We start from the raw sequence: 14756 nt of genomic DNA on the forward strand, positions 1-14756 counted from the left end.
GGCGGCCCCGCTGCCCGCGCGGGGTCAGCCGACCGGTACGACGTTGGTGGCGTCCACCGCGGGGCGCAGGGCTCGGGCGAGTCTGACGCCGTCACCCACGGCCCAGAAGTGGACGAAAAACAGGCGAGGTTCGTCCGTCAAGCCGTGGTTGTGCAGTTCGACGAGCTCGGCCCCGGCACACCGCAGCGCCACCAGGACGTCTTGCACCTCGCTGGCGATCATGGCGCAGTCGCCGCTGATCGCGGCCCGGCCGTCGCCCAGCGGCTGGAAGTTGAACGCGCTGGTCGATCCCAGGCCCGCAGGCAGTACCAGGTGACCATCGGTGATGGTCTCACGGCGGACGAAGATGGACTTGTAGATGCCGTCGTCGACGGATCCTTTGACGCCCAGTGCGGCATCGATGCCGGCGGTGTCCAGGTCGACGGACTTCCGCCGGGACGGCGGCCGCGGGGGCGGGGTGCCGGTGCGGTCGAACGCCGCGCGCAGGCCGCGCGCCAGGGCCACCGGGTGATGACCGTGTGCATGGACGTGGATCCACCAGATGTCGGGAGTCTGGGAGAGCAGATGCTTGTGGATCGCGGTCTGCCCGATCTTGTGCTTGTGCAGGACGTCGATGAACGGCTGCATTTCCTGCTCGGTGACCACCACGTCACCCATCAACAGCGTGCTCTTGTCGGTGTACCGGACGAAGGAGAAATGCGAGCCGAGAGCGAGTGCCGGTTTGACGCCGATGCGGTGGGAGCGCACCCGCAGGTCATGGCGCGGAAGCGCAGTGTGATACATCAAGTTGCGCTTCATATCGCCTTTTCGCCCGAGCGCGTTGGCCACCTCCTCCCAGTCCGACAAGGCAGTGCGGACCGGCTCGACCAGCCTGCGGCTCTTCGCCTCGTCCGCCCTGGTGGACAGGGCACGAGCGGGGGCTGCGGCACCGGCCAGCATCGGAGTCAGGGCAGCCGCGGCCAGTACACGCCGCCGCGGCGCACCCGTATGCGGATAGCTGTCTTGCTGTGAGTCTGCTGCCATCACGTGAGCACCTCCATGACGAGATGGAAGCACGTCAGAGCGGAGTCGCTGCCCGCCCCGCCACCCCATGAGGCCAGGTGGGCTAAGCAATCAGCCCTCGGCCCTGCCTATGACGCCGACGCGGTCCTTGAGCCAAGGCTGGCAAGGCGGCACGCCGTACAACACTCCTTTGCACTCGCCCTCAACCACCCCGGAAACTCGCGAAGCCGCTGAACAGGTGCTGGTTTTGCACTCTGACCGTGCGCCAGTCCGGCTGGACGATTCCAACTCGACCCCGGCATCGGCCCGTGGCCGGCCGTTGCCCAGCGCGTGGTGGTGATGGGCCAGTGCCCCTGCACCGGACCTCAGGACCGTCGTTCGGCGGCCGTCCGGAACGCGACGGTGTGCCTGGCGGCATCGTCAAGGCCTACGCCGGTGTTGCCCACCGCGACGAGCCAAAGCTCTGGTTTGGCCGTCAAGATCAACATAGTGTCGTTGCGCAGCACGTCAGCCCATCAGCACGCACATCCGACAGCCGCGATCCAAAAGCCGAGAGCCGACAGCCGACTGACCGGCACCCCGCAAGAACGGGAGTCGGAGAAAGGTGAGCACGTTGAAGATCGTGGTGGACGACCTATCCGGTCCGGAGATCGCCAGGTTTCTCGACGAACACGTCCAGCAAATGCGGTCCCTTACGCCGTTGGAGAGCAAGCACGCCCTGGACCTCGACAGCCTTCGGAAGCCCGACATAACGTTCTGGTCGGCCTCGGACGATGGCGCTCTGGTGGGCTGCGGCGCGATCAAGAGACTGGACGGGGGCCACGCGGAGCTGAAGTCGATGCGTACCAGGCCGACACGGCAGAGGAGTGGAATCGCCTCACAGCTGCTGGAGCACATCATTGCCGAGGCTCAACGCATGGGGTTCGCACGGCTGAGCTTGGAGACCGGCGCCGCTGAATTCTTCCTGCCCGCCCGAAGGCTGTACGAGAAGTTCGGGTTCCATTACTGCGACCCCTTCGCGGACTATCGGCCCGACCCGAACAGTACGTTCATGACAAGGGCGCTCTGAGCCGAGTCGACCCGGGCGGACGCGTACATCATCAAGGTTCCGCCGCCGGCCACAGCCACAAGCTGTGCGCCGATCAGAGAAGTACCAGAGAAGTACCAGAGAAGTTGGGGCTGCGTCGCAGGTGCCTCACGCTGGTGTCTGTTCCTCAATCATGGCCAGTACGTCCGCTGTGGGCCGTACGTCGCCGAAGGACCGGTAGATGGTGCGCAGGGTGGCGTTGTGGTCGCAGTCGCGGCCGGTGGCGTTGGCATCCGCGATCATGACGACCCGGTAGCCGAGCGTGCAGGCGTCGCGGGCTGAGGACTCGCAGCACACGTTGGTGACCGTGCCGGTGATCAGGACGGTGTCGATCCCGCGCTCCTGCAGGCGTTCGGGGAGCGGGCAGCGGCCCGGGAAGAAGGCGCTGGGCGCGGACTTCTCGACGAGCATGTCGTCGGCGCCGAGGGTGAAGCCGTGCCACAGCCGGCCGGGGAGCGGGCCGGTGCCGCCGGAGTTGCGGAACATCTCGGCCGCTTCGGAGCCGTGGAACTCGTCGCCGACCGGGGTGCGTTCGGTGCGGGCCGGCAGGATCCAGGCGACGGTTCCGCCGGCGGTGCGAAGGCGGTCGGCGAGGTGCTGGATGTTCGGGACGATGCCACGGGCGTAGGGGTTGGCGTCGACGAAGAACGGCACCATGTCGACCACGACCAGCGCCGTGCGGGTGGGATCGAAGCTCGTGTAGGCGAAGCGGCGGCCGCGGCGCTCCTCCTGGCGCCGGTATTCCCGGTCGTCGAGCTGCCAGGCATGGAGGAGTGGCTGGGGGTTCCGCACGGCGGTGCTCCTGTCAGTCGTGGTCCGGGTGGAGCTCGCGGTGGGGGCCGAGGGATCCCTGCGCTTCGCGTCGCCTGACGCGTAGCAGGCCCGTGACGACGACCATGGCAACCGCCACTGCTCACGCCACCAGCAGCACCTCCCCCCGCCTTCCAGCCCCTCCCCTGGTCCAGCTGTGTCCTGGTCCAGCTGTATGCCGCCTTTTAGCTCCCCACTCGGAAGCAGGTCTATCCGGTGAGGTGGGGAGCGATTCCGCGGGGCGGCCCTTACGCAAGCGGCGGTTCCTCAGACGGCGATTCCTCAGGCGGGGGTATAGCCGCGAGTGCGGACGAGTTGCTGGGTGAGGATCGTGAAGGCGCGGCTGGCGGCGCTTTGGTAGGCGTTTTCCCTGCGTAGCAGAGTGACGGTGCGGGGCGGCAGGGCCGGCTCCAGGGGGACCGTTTCGAGGTGGGGGTGGTCGTCGGCGATGGCGTCCGGCAAGACGGTGGCCAGCCCGGTGCGCTGGACGAATTCGGTCAACGCCTGAAGGGAGTTGGCCTCCACCGCGATGCGCGGCTGCACCTGATGGGCGGCGAAATAGGCGTCGATATGGGAGCGGGTGGCGAAGTCGCCGCTGAGCAGGGCAAGTTGGTGGCCCGTCAGGTCACGTACGGACAGTGGTTCCGTACCGCCGTCCGTCTGGCGCTCGACGGGCAGCGGTTCCTCGCGGCTGTCGGGCCGGCGGGCGCCGGTGACGAGGCTGAGGGTTTCGGTGAAGAGGGCGGTCGCGGTGATGCCGGGCAGGTGGGGGCCGTGGAAGGCGATGCCCAGGTCGATTTCGTCGGCCAGCAGACCGGATTCGATGTGATCCTGCGGCATCTCCCGGACGTTCAGGGTGATGTGGGGATGGCAGGAGTGGAGTTCCGCCACCAGGGGCCCGATGAGGTAGGCGGTGAAGGTGGGGGTGAGGGCCAGGCGCAGGTGGCCGCGGGAGAGGTCGGCCACGTCCAGGACGGCACGCTCGGCCGCCGCCAGCTCCCGCAGGGCGCGGCGGGCGTGGTGCACATACGTCTCCCCCGCGTCGGTGAGTCGCACGGTACGTCCGGTGCGGTCCAGGAGCTGGGCGCCCACGGTGCGCTCCAGCTGCTTGATCTGCTGGGAAAGGGTGGGCTGGGAGATGTGCAGGGCCTCGGCGGCACGGGTGAAGTTGCCGTGGTCGGCGACGGCGAGCAGATAGCGCAGATGACGCAGCTCCAGGGACGACATGGGACAACTATAGATGTCAGCAATAGGAATCATCGGTAGCAAGTCTTGGACTCTATAGATGCAGCCCATGCAGGGTGGATCTCGTCAGCCACACCGGGCCGACGCACCGAAGGGAGTGACCCATGCACCATCTCGCAGCGGGCGTGAAGCGTTTCCAGCAGCACGTCTTCCCGGCCAAAGCGGAGCTCTTCGCCGGCCTGGCCGCCAGTCACCGGCCGGACACGCTGTTCATCAGCTGCTCCGACGCCCGCGTGGTGCCGGAACTGATCACCGGCAGCGAGCCGGGTGAGCTGTTCGTCATCCGCACCGCCGGCAACCTGGTTCCGCCCTACGCCCCCGGCCCGGACGGAGTGGCGGCCGGCATCGAGTACGCCGTCGCCGTGCTGGGCGTGTCCGACATCGTCGTGTGCGGGCACTCCGCCTGCGGCGCCATGACCGCCCTCGCCGAGAGCCATGACCTCACGTCCACGCCGGCGATCGCCGACTGGCTCCGCCACGCGGATGCCTCCCGGGCACGCGCCGCCGCAGGTGCGGGCAGCGCACCGACCGTGGACGCCCTGGTGCGCCACAACGTGCTCGCCCAGCTGGCGAACCTCGCCACCCACCCCTCGGTGGCCCGCGCCGCGAACCGGCTCACGCTGCACGGCTGGGTCTACGACATCCCCACCGGCGCCGTCGAAGAACTCGCCCCCGTCGGCAGCCCGGCCGCCCCCGCGGCCTGAGCACGCCCCATCGCCTCGTCCCCGGGCCACCGTTCGACACCCGGGACCCGAGTTCCGGAACCACCGCCCCGGCTCCACCGTCCGGGGCCACCACCCCAGATCCCTCCGTTCTCCCCTGCCCGGCGAACGGCACACACCGCACACCGCACACCGCACACCGCACACCGCACACCGAAGGGAACACCTCGTATGATCCACGCCCAGTTCGACCCCGCCGCCCGCCAGGCCCTAGCCGTCACCGCCGTCGAGGCGAAGGTGCGCAAGGACCTGTCCTGGCAGCAGATCGCTGACGCCGCCGGACTGTCGACCGCCTTCGTCACCGCCGCCGTGCTCGGCCAGCACCCCCTGCCCGAGGCCGCCGCCGGGGCCGTCGCCGAGCTCCTCGGGCTGGACGACAACGCCGCGACGCTGCTGCAGACCATCCCGACCCGCGGCTCCATCGACGGCGGCATCCCTACCGACCCGACCATCTACCGCTTTTACGAAATGCTCCAGGTCTACGGCACCACCCTCAAGGCCCTGGTCCACGAGCAGTTCGGCGACGGCATCATCAGCGCGATCAACTTCAAACTGGATGTGCAGAAGGTGGCCGACCCCGAGGGCGGCGACCGTGCGGTGATCACCTTGGACGGCAAGTACCTGCCGACCAAGCCTTTCTGATCCGGTCCGACGAGAGGGTGCGGGGCGGGCCGTTGCTGACCACGACGACGACGTCGCCGGCCGGGCCGGTCCGCCATGGCCCGCCCCCGCCCCGCCCCCGGCCCGCCCCCGTTCCCTTCGCCTCGTCGCCGGTCTCAACCGGCCTCCGCAGACGGGCCTTCGTGGACTTCCCCGCCGAGGACTGCGACGTAGGAGCGGCGGCATAGGAGCACCCGCCTACGGTGTCCTGCGGGGGGAGAGCGTGCGCCGCACCCCGTACGCGGCGGCACCGCATACCAGGACCGCGGCGCCCGAGAGCACTGAGGTCAGCGGCAGGGAGAACGCCAGGACGAGGCAGCCGACCAGTCCGGTCACCGGGATGATCCGCGGCGGGCCGCCTTCGGCGGGCGCCAGTGTCCAGGCGGAGGCGTTGGCGATGGCGTAGTAAGCCAGCACGCCGAAGGAGGAGAACCCGATCGCCCCGCGCACATCCGCCGTCGCCGCAAGCGCGGCCACGGCGGCGCCGACGACGAGCTCCGCGCGATGAGGCACCTTGAACTTCGGATGCACCGCCGCCAGGACGTGCGGCAGATGCCGGTCGCGGGCCATGGCCAGGGTGGTGCGGGAGACGCCTAGGATCAGCGCGAGAAGAGAGCCGAGGGCGGCGAGGGCGGCGCCGGCGCGTACGACCGGTGCCAGCCAATCGGCGCCGGCGGCCCGGACGGCGTCCGACAGCGGCGCCGTCGCCTCCGCCAACTGCCGCGGGCCCAGAACCACCAGGGCGGCGACGGCGACGGCCGCGTAGGCGACCAGTGTGATCCCCAGAGCGAGCGGGATGGCGCGGGGAATGGTCCGGCCGGGGTCCCGGACCTCCTCGCCGAGGGTGGCGATGCGTGCGTATCCGGCGAAGGCGAAGAACAGCAGGCCCGCTGCCTGGAGCACGCCGGTGAACGAGGTGTCGTCACCAATGTCCAGCCTTACGGTGTCCGCTTGGCCGGAGGTGAGGGCGGTGCACACCACGGCGGTGAGGACGGCGAGGACGACGGCCACGATCGTCCGGGTGAGCCAGGCGGACTTCTGCACGCCGGCGTAGTTCACGGCGGTCAGCGCCACCACCGCCGCGACGGCGACCGCATGAGCCTGGCCGGGCCAGACGTACGAGCCGACGGTCAGGGCCATCGCGGCGCACGAGGCGGATTTGCCGACGATGAATCCCCAGCCCGCCAGGTACCCCCAGAAGTCCCCGAGCCGTTCGCGGCCGTAGACGTAGGTGCCGCCGGAGGCCGGGTACCGGGCAGCGAGCCGGGCCGAGGAGGTGGCGTTGCAGAAGGCGACCACCGCCGCGAGCGCCAGACCCACCAGCAGTCCGGAGCCCGCCGCGGCGGCGGCAGGGGCGAGGGCCGCGAAGATCCCCGCGCCGATCATCGCCCCCAGGCCGACCACCACAGCGTCGGTCACTCCCAGCCGCCGTTGCAGCTCCCCCGGGCCCACTGATCCCACCGATCCAGCCATCGCACTCTCCACCAGCCGCACTACAGACACCGAACCCGGCGCACCGTATACGACCCACATGGCGCTTCCGGAGAACGGCCACGAACGGCGAGGGAAGGGCTGGTACGAACGGCGAAGGAAGGGCTGGTCCGAAGGCGCCGGAGCACGCCCGCACTCCCGCACGCTCGCACACCCACTCCGTCGCACCGGCCGCCGGGTGAGGTCTCCACCTGCCCCCGTGACGACCGATCCCCCTCCGGGCGCGCCCTGGAGGGGGATCGGTCGTCACGGGGCCAACTTCACAGGCCCCACTTCATTGGACCTGCTTTAGGGGGCCTGCTTCAGAGGGCCTGCTTTAGAGGCCGACTTCACAGAGTGGGCTCCACAGGCCGGCCTCAGCGGGATTCGTTGAGCACCATGGCCGATCCGCCGCCGCGGCGCCTGGGTTCGGCCACCGCCGAGACCTTGCCGTGCGGCAGGAACTCCAGGGCGGCCACCGCCCCGATCTCCGGTGACGGAGTGAAGGCCTTCGGGGCGAGGACGAACCGGTGGCCCATGGCGTCCAGTTTCTTCCGTTCGGGAGAGGCGAGGAAGGCCGGTTCGGCCTCCGTGGCGGTCTGGTTCCGCTGGGAGAGACGTGGTGCGGCGACCGCCGCGGGGAGCGGCATGCCGAGATCCAGACGGTTGACCAGGGTCTGCAGCACGGTGGTGATGATCGTGGCGCCGCCCGGCGAACCGACCGCGATCATCGGCTTGCCGTCCCGCAGGACGATCGTGGGAGACATGCTGCTGCGCGGGCGCTTGCCGGGGCCCGGCAGGTTCGGGTCCGGTGTCCCCTTGGTGAGGGGGGCGAAATCGAAGTCCGTCAGCTCGTTGTTGAGCAGGAATCCGCGTCCGGGCACGGTGATGGCCGAGCCACCGGTCTGCTCGATCGTCAGGGTGTAGGAGACGACATTGCCCCAGCGGTCCGCGGTCACCAGGTGAGTGGTCGAGGGCCCTTCGTGCGGCTGCTTGCTGCCGGTCTTGCGCTCGCAGCCCGAGCCCGGGTGGCGCGGGTCGGCGGGCGCCAGCGGGCTGGTCAGCGCCTTGTCGGCACGGATCAGACAGGCCCGGTCCTTGGCGAATTCCTTGGAGAGCAGCGGCTTGGTGGGCACATCCGAGAACTTCGGGTCACCCACCCACCGGTTGCGGTCGGCGAAGGAGATCCGGCTGGCCTCCAGGTAGTGGTGCAGCGCCTGGGTCTTGTCGGCCTTCGAGAGGTGGAAGTTCTCCAGGATGTTCAGCGCCTCACCCACCGTGGTGCCGCCGGACGAGGACGGTGCCATGGAGTAGACGTCCAGCCCGTGGTACGTGGTCCGGGTCGGATCCCTGCGTACGGGCTTGTATTCGGCGAGATCTTTCGCCTTCATCAGGCCGGGGCGGGCCTTGTGCGCGGAACCGGGAGCCATCGGCGGCTTCTGGACGGTCCGCACCACATCGCGCCCGACCTGCCCGTGGTAGAGCGCGTCGACGCCTTCACGGGCGAGCTGCCGATAGGTCCGGGCGAGATCGGGATTGCGGAAGCGCGAACCGACCACCGGGAGTTTGCCCTTGGGCAGGAAGAGCTTGGTGGTGGACTTGAAGTCGCGGAAGCGCTTCTCGTTCATGGCCGTCTGCGCCCGGAACTCGTCGTTGACCACGAAGCCGTCGCGGGCGACCCGGGTGGCCGGGCGCAGGGCCTTCGCCAGTGAGAGCGTGCCCCAGTCCTTGAGCGCCTTGTCCCACGTCGCCGGCGTCCCCGGGACGCCGACCGACAGGCCCGAGTTGATCGCCTCCTCGGAGGGGAGGGGCTTGCCGGTCGCGGGATCGAGGAAGGAGTCCGAGCGCATGCGGCGCGGCGCGGTCTCCCGGCCGTCGATGGTGCGCACCTTCTTGGCCTTGGCGTCGTAGTAGACCATGTAGCCGCCGCCCCCCACTCCCGCGGAGTACGGCTCGACCACGCCGAGCGCGGCGGCAGTTGCCACCGCCGCGTCCACGGCGTTGCCTCCCTTGCGCAGCACCTCGATCCCGGCCCGGGAGGCGTAGGGATTGACGCTGGACACCGCGCCGCCGCTACCGGTGGCCACGGCCTTCTTCGCGGGCGGGTGGGCCTTGGATTCGGCGGCGGACGCGGCGTCGTTGACGCTGCAGGAGGTGGCCAGCAGGGAAAGACTGAGCGTAGCCGCAGACGCGGCGGCGACAGCGGCACGACGGACAGCCATATGGCCTCCAGCTCTTCACTGTGTGGTTGGGAGCGAATTCCGAAACCCTGGCACCGCTCGATCAGCGGTTCAACGAGGAGCTGCAAGGTTTTCGCGAGATCTGAGGTTTCCGTCCAGTAACCCCAGCGGACCCGAGACGTCAGTACACCGGCTCGCCATTCGGGTAAAAAACGCGCACTACGGGCGCCAGTAGGTGTCCGTCGCCCCGAATGCGGTCCCCCCTTCCCGCCCGTGTCCCCGCCGTATATAGGCTCACGTCCGTCACGAGCCTGACGGGGGAGAAGCAGGGTGGAAAGGCTGCGGCAGGACGATCCTGCGCGGATCGGGGAATTTGTGTCGTTGGCGCGTCTCGACGCCGACGGAAGCCGGGGCGTTCCCGAACGCCGCTATCTGGCCCGCAGTGCTGACGGCGGGCACACCGTACTGGCGTGTCTGCCGCCCCCCGGCGTGGATCCGGCGCGGTGCGCGGCCGAGGCGCAGCAGGCGGCCCGGCTGACCCAGCCCGGTTTCTGGCCGGTCGGCCGGCTCGGGGGGACGCCGGCCTTCCCCTGGTACTCCTCCCCCTATCGGCCGGCGCTGCCGCTGCCGGCCGTCCTGGCCGCGCACGGCGGTCCACTGCCGGAACCGCTGGTCCGCACGCTCGGCGGCACACTGGCCGAGGCCCTGGCCTCGGCCCATGTCCTGGGCATCGTGCACGGTGGCGTCTGCCCGGCGGGCGTGCTACTGACCGCCTGCGGACCGCTCCTGAGCTGCTTCGGCGCGACCCGCGCGAACCCGGTGGCAGGGGCCTCCCCCACGCCGGAAAGCGGGCTGGATACCGGCTGTCTCGCTCCCGAACTGGCGGCGGGCGGCCCGGTGGACCGGGCCGGCGACGTCTACGCCCTGGGTGCCGTGCTGGCGTACGCGGCGACCGGACACACCGTGCCCGAGCGGCAGGAGATCCCCGCCGGCCTGCGCGACATCGTCACAGCGTGCCGCTCGCGCGACCCGGAGGGCCGGCCCGAACCGGCAAGGGTGCTGGCGGAGTTGCTGCCGGGTGCGGCGTACGGCGCGCTGACCGGAGCCACGGAACCGGTGTCGCTGCCCGGCCGTGTCGTCGAGGCGTTGTCCCGTCAGTCGGCGGAGGTCCTCGCCACCGCTCTCCCCACGCAAGGGCACTGATGTCATGATCTCCCCACTTCTGCACGACGACCCGCACACCGTCGGGCCGTTCCGGATCCTCGCCCGCCTCGGCGGAGGCGGCATGGGCACGGTCTACCTGGCCCGTTCGACGGGCGGGCGCACGGTCGCGGTGAAGACGCTGCACACCCGTCTCGCCGCGGACACCACGCTGCGCACCCGCTTCCGGCTGGAGACGGACGCGGCACGCGTCATCGGCTCCGGTCACGGTGCCGCGGTCGTCGACGCCGACCCCCAGGCACCGGTCCCGTGGCTGGCCACGGAGTACGTCCTCGGCCCGCCGCTGGACACGGCCGTCGAGGCGGGCGGGCCGCTGCCGGAGCCGGCCGTGCGCGCCCTGGGCGCGTCCCTCGCCACCGGGCTGGAGCAGCTGCACCGTTCGGAGGTGGTGCACCGCGACCTGAAGCCGTCCAACATCCTGGTGACGGCGCAGGGCCCGCGGATCATCGACTTCGGCATCGCCCGGGCCTTCGGCGACGAACATCTGACGAGCGTCGGCAGTGCCGTGGGAACACCGGCGTTCATGTCGCCCGAGCAGGCGGCGGGTCTGGAACACGCGGCGGCGGGCGATGTGTTCGCCCTGGCCGGGGTGCTGGTCTTCGCCGCCACCGGCCTGGGCCCGTTCGGCGGCGGGGCCCCGGGCGACCTGCTGTACCGCGTGCGGTTCGGCGAACCGGACCTCGGCGGGGTTCCCGAGTCGCTGCGGCCTCTGCTCGTCCGTTGCCTGGGCAAGGATCCCGCGCACCGCCCGTCCACCACCGAGCTCTGTACCGCGCTGGGCGGTGCCGGGGGCGCCCCGGTCGACCGCGGCGGCTTCGCGGACCTGCTGCCCGACGCGGTGCTGCGGGAGATCTCCCGGCGCAGCGACGAGGTGTGGCGCGAGCCGCCGCACCGCTTGCCGCCGCCGGTGCCCGCCGAGGCGCCGCTGGCCGAGGCCGCCGCCCCCTCACCGGGCGTCTCGCGGCGGCGGCTGCTGTACGTGGCCGGGGGCGCCCTCCTGGGCGGCGGCGTCCTCGGCGGCGGGGGCTGGGCCCTGCTCGGCGGCTCCGGGGACGAAGGGGGCGGCGCCAAGAAGAAGGACGCCGTCGACCGGCTGAAGCCTCCGACGCAGATGTGGAGCGCCGCCATGTGGTGCCCGGACTTCGGGGGCGAGGTGATGAGGGTGGGCCGGAACCTGGCCATGCGCGCGGGGATCGTGCTGTGCGGCATCAACGCCGAGTCGGGCAAGACCACTTGGCAGGCGAACGTCGCCGAGCCCTGGCGGTCGGCCACCGAGGGCACCCGGGTGTACGCCCTGCGGGGCCACAAGGAGAAAGCGGCGTCGCCGGCGGTGTGCGAGGTGTCGCAGACCAACAGCGAACTGGGCAAGCCCCTGGTGGAACTCTCCTCGTTCGCCGGCAAGGAGCAGTTCAACCAGCTGCTGTGCGTGGCCGACGGCATCGCGTACCTGGTGGCCCGCACCGCCTCCGGCAAGCGCTGGTACCTGGTCGCGGCCGATCTGGACTCGGGCAAGGAGCGCTGGCGCAGGCAGGTGGAAGGGCCGCAGGCCGAAGGCCTCCCGCCCGCGCTGTGCGGCACCGTCGTGGGGTCCCGGCTGGTGCTGTGCGGCAGCCCGAGGCGGGACTCGAAGTTCATCCGCCTCTCCGCGTACGACAAGGCCCACGGCCGCCAACTGTGGGAGGTCTCCGAGACGTTCGAGGGCGCCCCACCGTCCCGTCTGGTCACCGACGCCCGGAACCTCTACCTGGGCGCCGAGCACCTCACCGCCCGCCGGCTGTCCGACGGCGAGCTGGAGTGGCTCTTCGGGACCGGGCGCGATGTCGGCGACAGCGCGGGCGAGGAACGGCGGTACGGCGCGCCCGTCGTCCACGACGGAGTCGTCTACTGCGCCGAGGCCGACCGGGGGCTGATCGCCGTGGACGCCGTCTCCGGCACGCTGAACTGGCAAGAGAAGGGGCTGTCCGGCAGGAAGAACACCCGGGACGTGGCCCCGGCGATCGGGAAGCGGTATGCGTACTGCGCCGACGACAAGGGCCTCCGCGCCATCGACCTGCGCGCCCGGCAGGCCGTCTGGACGTACGAGACCGAGCCCCTCGTCCTGACCGCCGACGCCGAGGGCGGCCGGCTGTACGTCCGCCAGGAGAAGCGGACCGTCGCCCTCCCGCTCGCCTGACGCCCCACACCGCCCCGCTCCGTTCCGTTCCCGATCCAGGAGACGACCGACGTGAAACCCCTCGGCCAGGGAGATCCGCTGCGCCTGGGCCCCTACCGCCTCCACGGCGTCCTCGGCGAGGGCGGAATGGGCAAGGTGTACTTCGGAGCGGACGCCTCCGGAGGCCCCGCCGCGGTGAAGGTCCTGCTGCCGGAACTCGCCCACGACGGGCACCTGGCCGAGCGTTTCCTCCGGGAGGCGCGGACCGCGCAGGCGGTGACCAGCGAGGGCGTGGCGCGCGTGCTGGCCGCCGAACTGGAGGGCGGCAGGCCGTGGATCGCCACGGAGTTCCTGGCCGGCCCCACGCTGGACGACGCCGTCGGGCGCTTCGGACCGCTCGACGACGCCGCCGTGCGGGAGCTGGCGCGGTCACTGGCCCGCACGCTCCAGGACGTGCACGCCACGGGGCTGGTCCACCGGGATGTGAAGCCCCCCAACGTCGTCCTCACCTCGCGCGGCCCCCGACTGATCGACTTCGGCATCGCCCGCCCCGAGCACGGTCTGACCCTCACCCGTACCGGACAGATCCCGGTCACCCCCGGCTACGGCGCACCGGAACAGGTCCTCGGGAAGCGCGTCGGACCGGCGGCCGACATCTTCTCCCTCGGCGCCGTCCTCGCCTTCGCCGCGGGCGGCCGGACGGTGTACACCGGCGCCGAGGTCACGGCCGTCCTCTACGAGGTCGTGCACGGCAACCCCGACCTGGACGCCGTCCCGGAGGGCTTGCGGTACCTCGTCATGCCCTGCTTCTCCAAGGACCCGGCGGCGCGCCCGCTGCCCCATCAGGTCGTCGAGGCCGCGGCGCCGCCCCGGCAGTCCGAACGGCTGTGGAGGTCCGGTCGGCTGGGCGGGGAGATCCGGCAACGAGAGGCGGCGGCACGCCGCCTGACGGCCCGTCCGGCCAGCCCCTCGTCCACCCCCGAGGGCGGCGCGACCGACGGCACCCCCCGCCTCACCCGGCGGCGGCTGCTGGCAGCGGCCGCCGGCGGTGGGGCACTGCTGGCCGCGGCGGGCGGCGGCACCGCCTGGTGGCTCAGCCGCGGCGACGGTGCTGACGCCCCGTCCGACCCCTTCGACATCCCGCCCGCCGCAAAGGTACGGGCCGCGCCGCTCGGCTCCTCCGAGGGCTCCCCGGAACCTCTGTGGGGTCCTCTCCAGGAGGTGGCCGACGCCGCCTCGCCGGCTCCGCTGCCGGTGCGCGATGTGGTGGTGTTCGCTGCCTCCGGGGGCGGCATCGCGGCGCGCCGGGTCACCGACGGCCGGGAGCGGTGGCGGATCGGCGACGCGAAGGCGGAGGCCGGGTATCTGTCGGTCGGGGACCGGCTGGTGGCCACCGCCGATGGCGGGGGCACACTACGCACCTATGTGGCTTCCACCGGCTCCCCCCGCTGGACGGTGGACGCGGAAGTGGGCGCCCTGCTGGCCGCGGACGCCCACGCCGTCTACCTGCTGACCTCCGATGGCCGGCTGCGCTGTGTGGGGACCGACGGGAAGGTGCGGTGGACCCGGCGGCCGCCGCTGGCGCTGTCGGGCGGCCACCCCGCCGCGGCCCTCGGCGCCGGCCATCTGGTGCTCTGCACGGAGACGGGAGACGTGGCCGCGGTCCGTGCCGAGGACGGGGCCCGCGCATGGGTACGCAAGGACCAGGCCGAAGGACCGCTGCGTCCCGCCATCGACGGCACCACCGTCTATCTCGGCGGCAACAGCCTGGCGGCCGTGAAGGTCGCCGACGGTGACGAGCTGTGGGCCCTCAACCCACTGCGTCCGCCCAAACAGGGCACTGCCGGGTGGGGCCCACCCGCCGTGGCCGGCGGTGTGATCTATGCGCTGGACTGCGAGGCGCTGCGATCGGTGCGTGCCGACGGCAGCCAGGCGGGCGCCCCGATGATCGTCGCAGGCGTCGCCCCGCCGTGGCGGCCCCCGGTCGTGCAGGGGAACAGCGTCTGGATCGTGGAGAGCGACGAAACCGGGGTGAGCGGCCTGCCACGCACCGGGGAGGGCCAGCCCCAGACCTACGCCCTCACCGGCGGCCAGTCCCGCTCCATCGCCGCCGGCGCCAATCGCCTCTTCGTCCTCAACCGTGCGACGTTGCTGGCGCTGCCGGTGTACTAGGGAGCTGCCGCCGCCGGGCCGCGACGGCGGCAGCC

11 protein-coding genes are annotated in these 14756 nt (G+C 71.4%); 6 read left to right on the forward strand and 5 right to left on the reverse strand.

The features are described from left to right. Nucleotides 1–24: 24 nt before the first annotated feature. A complete protein-coding gene (locus tag NUT86_RS01345) occupies nt 25–1023 on the reverse strand; it encodes a DUF1259 domain-containing protein (protein WP_093635939.1) in 999 nt (332 codons plus the stop codon). A gap of 592 nt (nt 1024–1615) precedes the next feature. Here NUT86_RS01345 and NUT86_RS01350 point away from each other — a divergent pair. Continuing rightward, nucleotides 1616–2071: a GNAT family N-acetyltransferase gene (locus tag NUT86_RS01350; protein ID WP_274732792.1), complete on the forward strand. Its 456-nt coding sequence runs from the start codon at nt 1616–1618 to the stop codon at nt 2069–2071. Nucleotides 2072–2197: 126 nt separating this feature from the next. Here the strand turns inward: NUT86_RS01350 and NUT86_RS01355 are convergent, their stop codons facing one another. Both NUT86_RS01355 and cynR read right to left on the reverse strand, forming a co-directional pair. Further along, entirely contained in the window at nt 2198–2881 is a 684-nt protein-coding gene (locus NUT86_RS01355; RefSeq protein WP_274732794.1) for an isochorismatase family cysteine hydrolase, read from the reverse strand. Between the two features lie 300 nt (nt 2882–3181). After that, nucleotides 3182–4126 carry a transcriptional regulator CynR gene (gene cynR / locus NUT86_RS01360; protein ID WP_274732795.1) on the reverse strand — a complete coding sequence of 315 codons (945 nt, stop codon included), beginning with the start codon at nt 4124–4126 and terminating at the stop codon, nt 3182–3184. A 122-nt stretch (nt 4127–4248) separates the two neighbouring features. On the opposite strand from cynR, the gene NUT86_RS01365 reads away from it, so the two are divergent. Together NUT86_RS01365 and cynS are read left to right on the forward strand one after the other, a co-directional pair. Beyond that, nucleotides 4249–4848 (forward strand): carbonic anhydrase, encoded by a 600-nt coding sequence (locus tag NUT86_RS01365; protein WP_274732796.1) that lies wholly within the window; start codon nt 4249–4251, stop codon nt 4846–4848. Between the two features lie 189 nt (nt 4849–5037). Continuing rightward, nucleotides 5038–5508 carry a cyanase gene (cynS, locus tag NUT86_RS01370; protein WP_093635949.1) on the forward strand — a complete coding sequence of 157 codons (471 nt, stop codon included), beginning with the start codon at nt 5038–5040 and terminating at the stop codon, nt 5506–5508. Between the two features lie 216 nt (nt 5509–5724). Here cynS and NUT86_RS01375 read toward each other — a convergent pair whose 3' ends face one another. Both NUT86_RS01375 and ggt read right to left on the reverse strand, forming a co-directional pair. Further along, nucleotides 5725–6999 carry an APC family permease gene (locus NUT86_RS01375; RefSeq protein WP_274732799.1) on the reverse strand — a complete coding sequence of 425 codons (1275 nt, stop codon included), beginning with the start codon at nt 6997–6999 and terminating at the stop codon, nt 5725–5727. A gap of 374 nt (nt 7000–7373) precedes the next feature. Continuing rightward, the gene (gene ggt, locus NUT86_RS01380; RefSeq protein ID WP_274732801.1) at nt 7374–9218 is read right to left on the reverse strand and encodes a gamma-glutamyltransferase; all 1845 of its coding nucleotides are present in this window, start codon (nt 9216–9218) and stop codon (nt 7374–7376) included. Nucleotides 9219–9506: 288 nt separating this feature from the next. On the opposite strand from ggt, the gene NUT86_RS01385 reads away from it, so the two are divergent. From NUT86_RS01385 to NUT86_RS01395, 3 genes are read left to right on the forward strand one after another with little or no spacing between them, the layout of a single operon-like run. Continuing rightward, a complete protein-coding gene (locus tag NUT86_RS01385) occupies nt 9507–10379 on the forward strand; it encodes a serine/threonine protein kinase (protein WP_274732802.1) in 873 nt (290 codons plus the stop codon). A 4-nt stretch (nt 10380–10383) separates the two neighbouring features. Beyond that, nucleotides 10384–12570, forward strand: a complete 2187-nt coding sequence (locus NUT86_RS01390; protein WP_274732804.1) for a protein kinase domain-containing protein — start codon at nt 10384–10386, stop codon at nt 12568–12570. 51 nt (nt 12571–12621) lie between these two features. Then, complete coding sequence (locus tag NUT86_RS01395) at nt 12622–14721, forward strand: serine/threonine-protein kinase (protein WP_274732805.1); 2100 nt, start codon at nt 12622–12624, stop codon at nt 14719–14721. Nucleotides 14722–14756: the final 35 nt, after the last annotated feature.

It is taken from the genome of Streptomyces sp. G7(2002), from assembly GCF_028870195.1.
Classification (GTDB): Bacteria; Actinomycetota; Actinomycetes; order Streptomycetales; family Streptomycetaceae; genus Streptomyces; species Streptomyces nigrescens.

What these genes read in the sequence shown, in the direction of transcription:
- NUT86_RS01345 (WP_093635939.1), bottom strand. Translation starts at nt 1,023, where the DNA reads ATGGCAGCAGACTCACAGCAAGACAGCTATCCGCATACGGGTGCGCCG.
- cynR (WP_274732795.1), bottom strand. Translation starts at nt 4,126, where the DNA reads ATGTCGTCCCTGGAGCTGCGTCATCTGCGCTATCTGCTCGCCGTCGCC.
- NUT86_RS01365 (WP_274732796.1), top strand. Translation starts at nt 4,249, where the DNA reads ATGCACCATCTCGCAGCGGGCGTGAAGCGTTTCCAGCAGCACGTCTTC.
- cynS (WP_093635949.1), top strand. Translation starts at nt 5,038, where the DNA reads ATGATCCACGCCCAGTTCGACCCCGCCGCCCGCCAGGCCCTAGCCGTC.
- NUT86_RS01375 (WP_274732799.1), bottom strand. Translation starts at nt 6,999, where the DNA reads ATGGCTGGATCGGTGGGATCAGTGGGCCCGGGGGAGCTGCAACGGCGG.
- ggt (WP_274732801.1), bottom strand. Translation starts at nt 9,218, where the DNA reads ATGGCTGTCCGTCGTGCCGCTGTCGCCGCCGCGTCTGCGGCTACGCTC.
- NUT86_RS01390 (WP_274732804.1), top strand. Translation starts at nt 10,384, where the DNA reads ATGATCTCCCCACTTCTGCACGACGACCCGCACACCGTCGGGCCGTTC.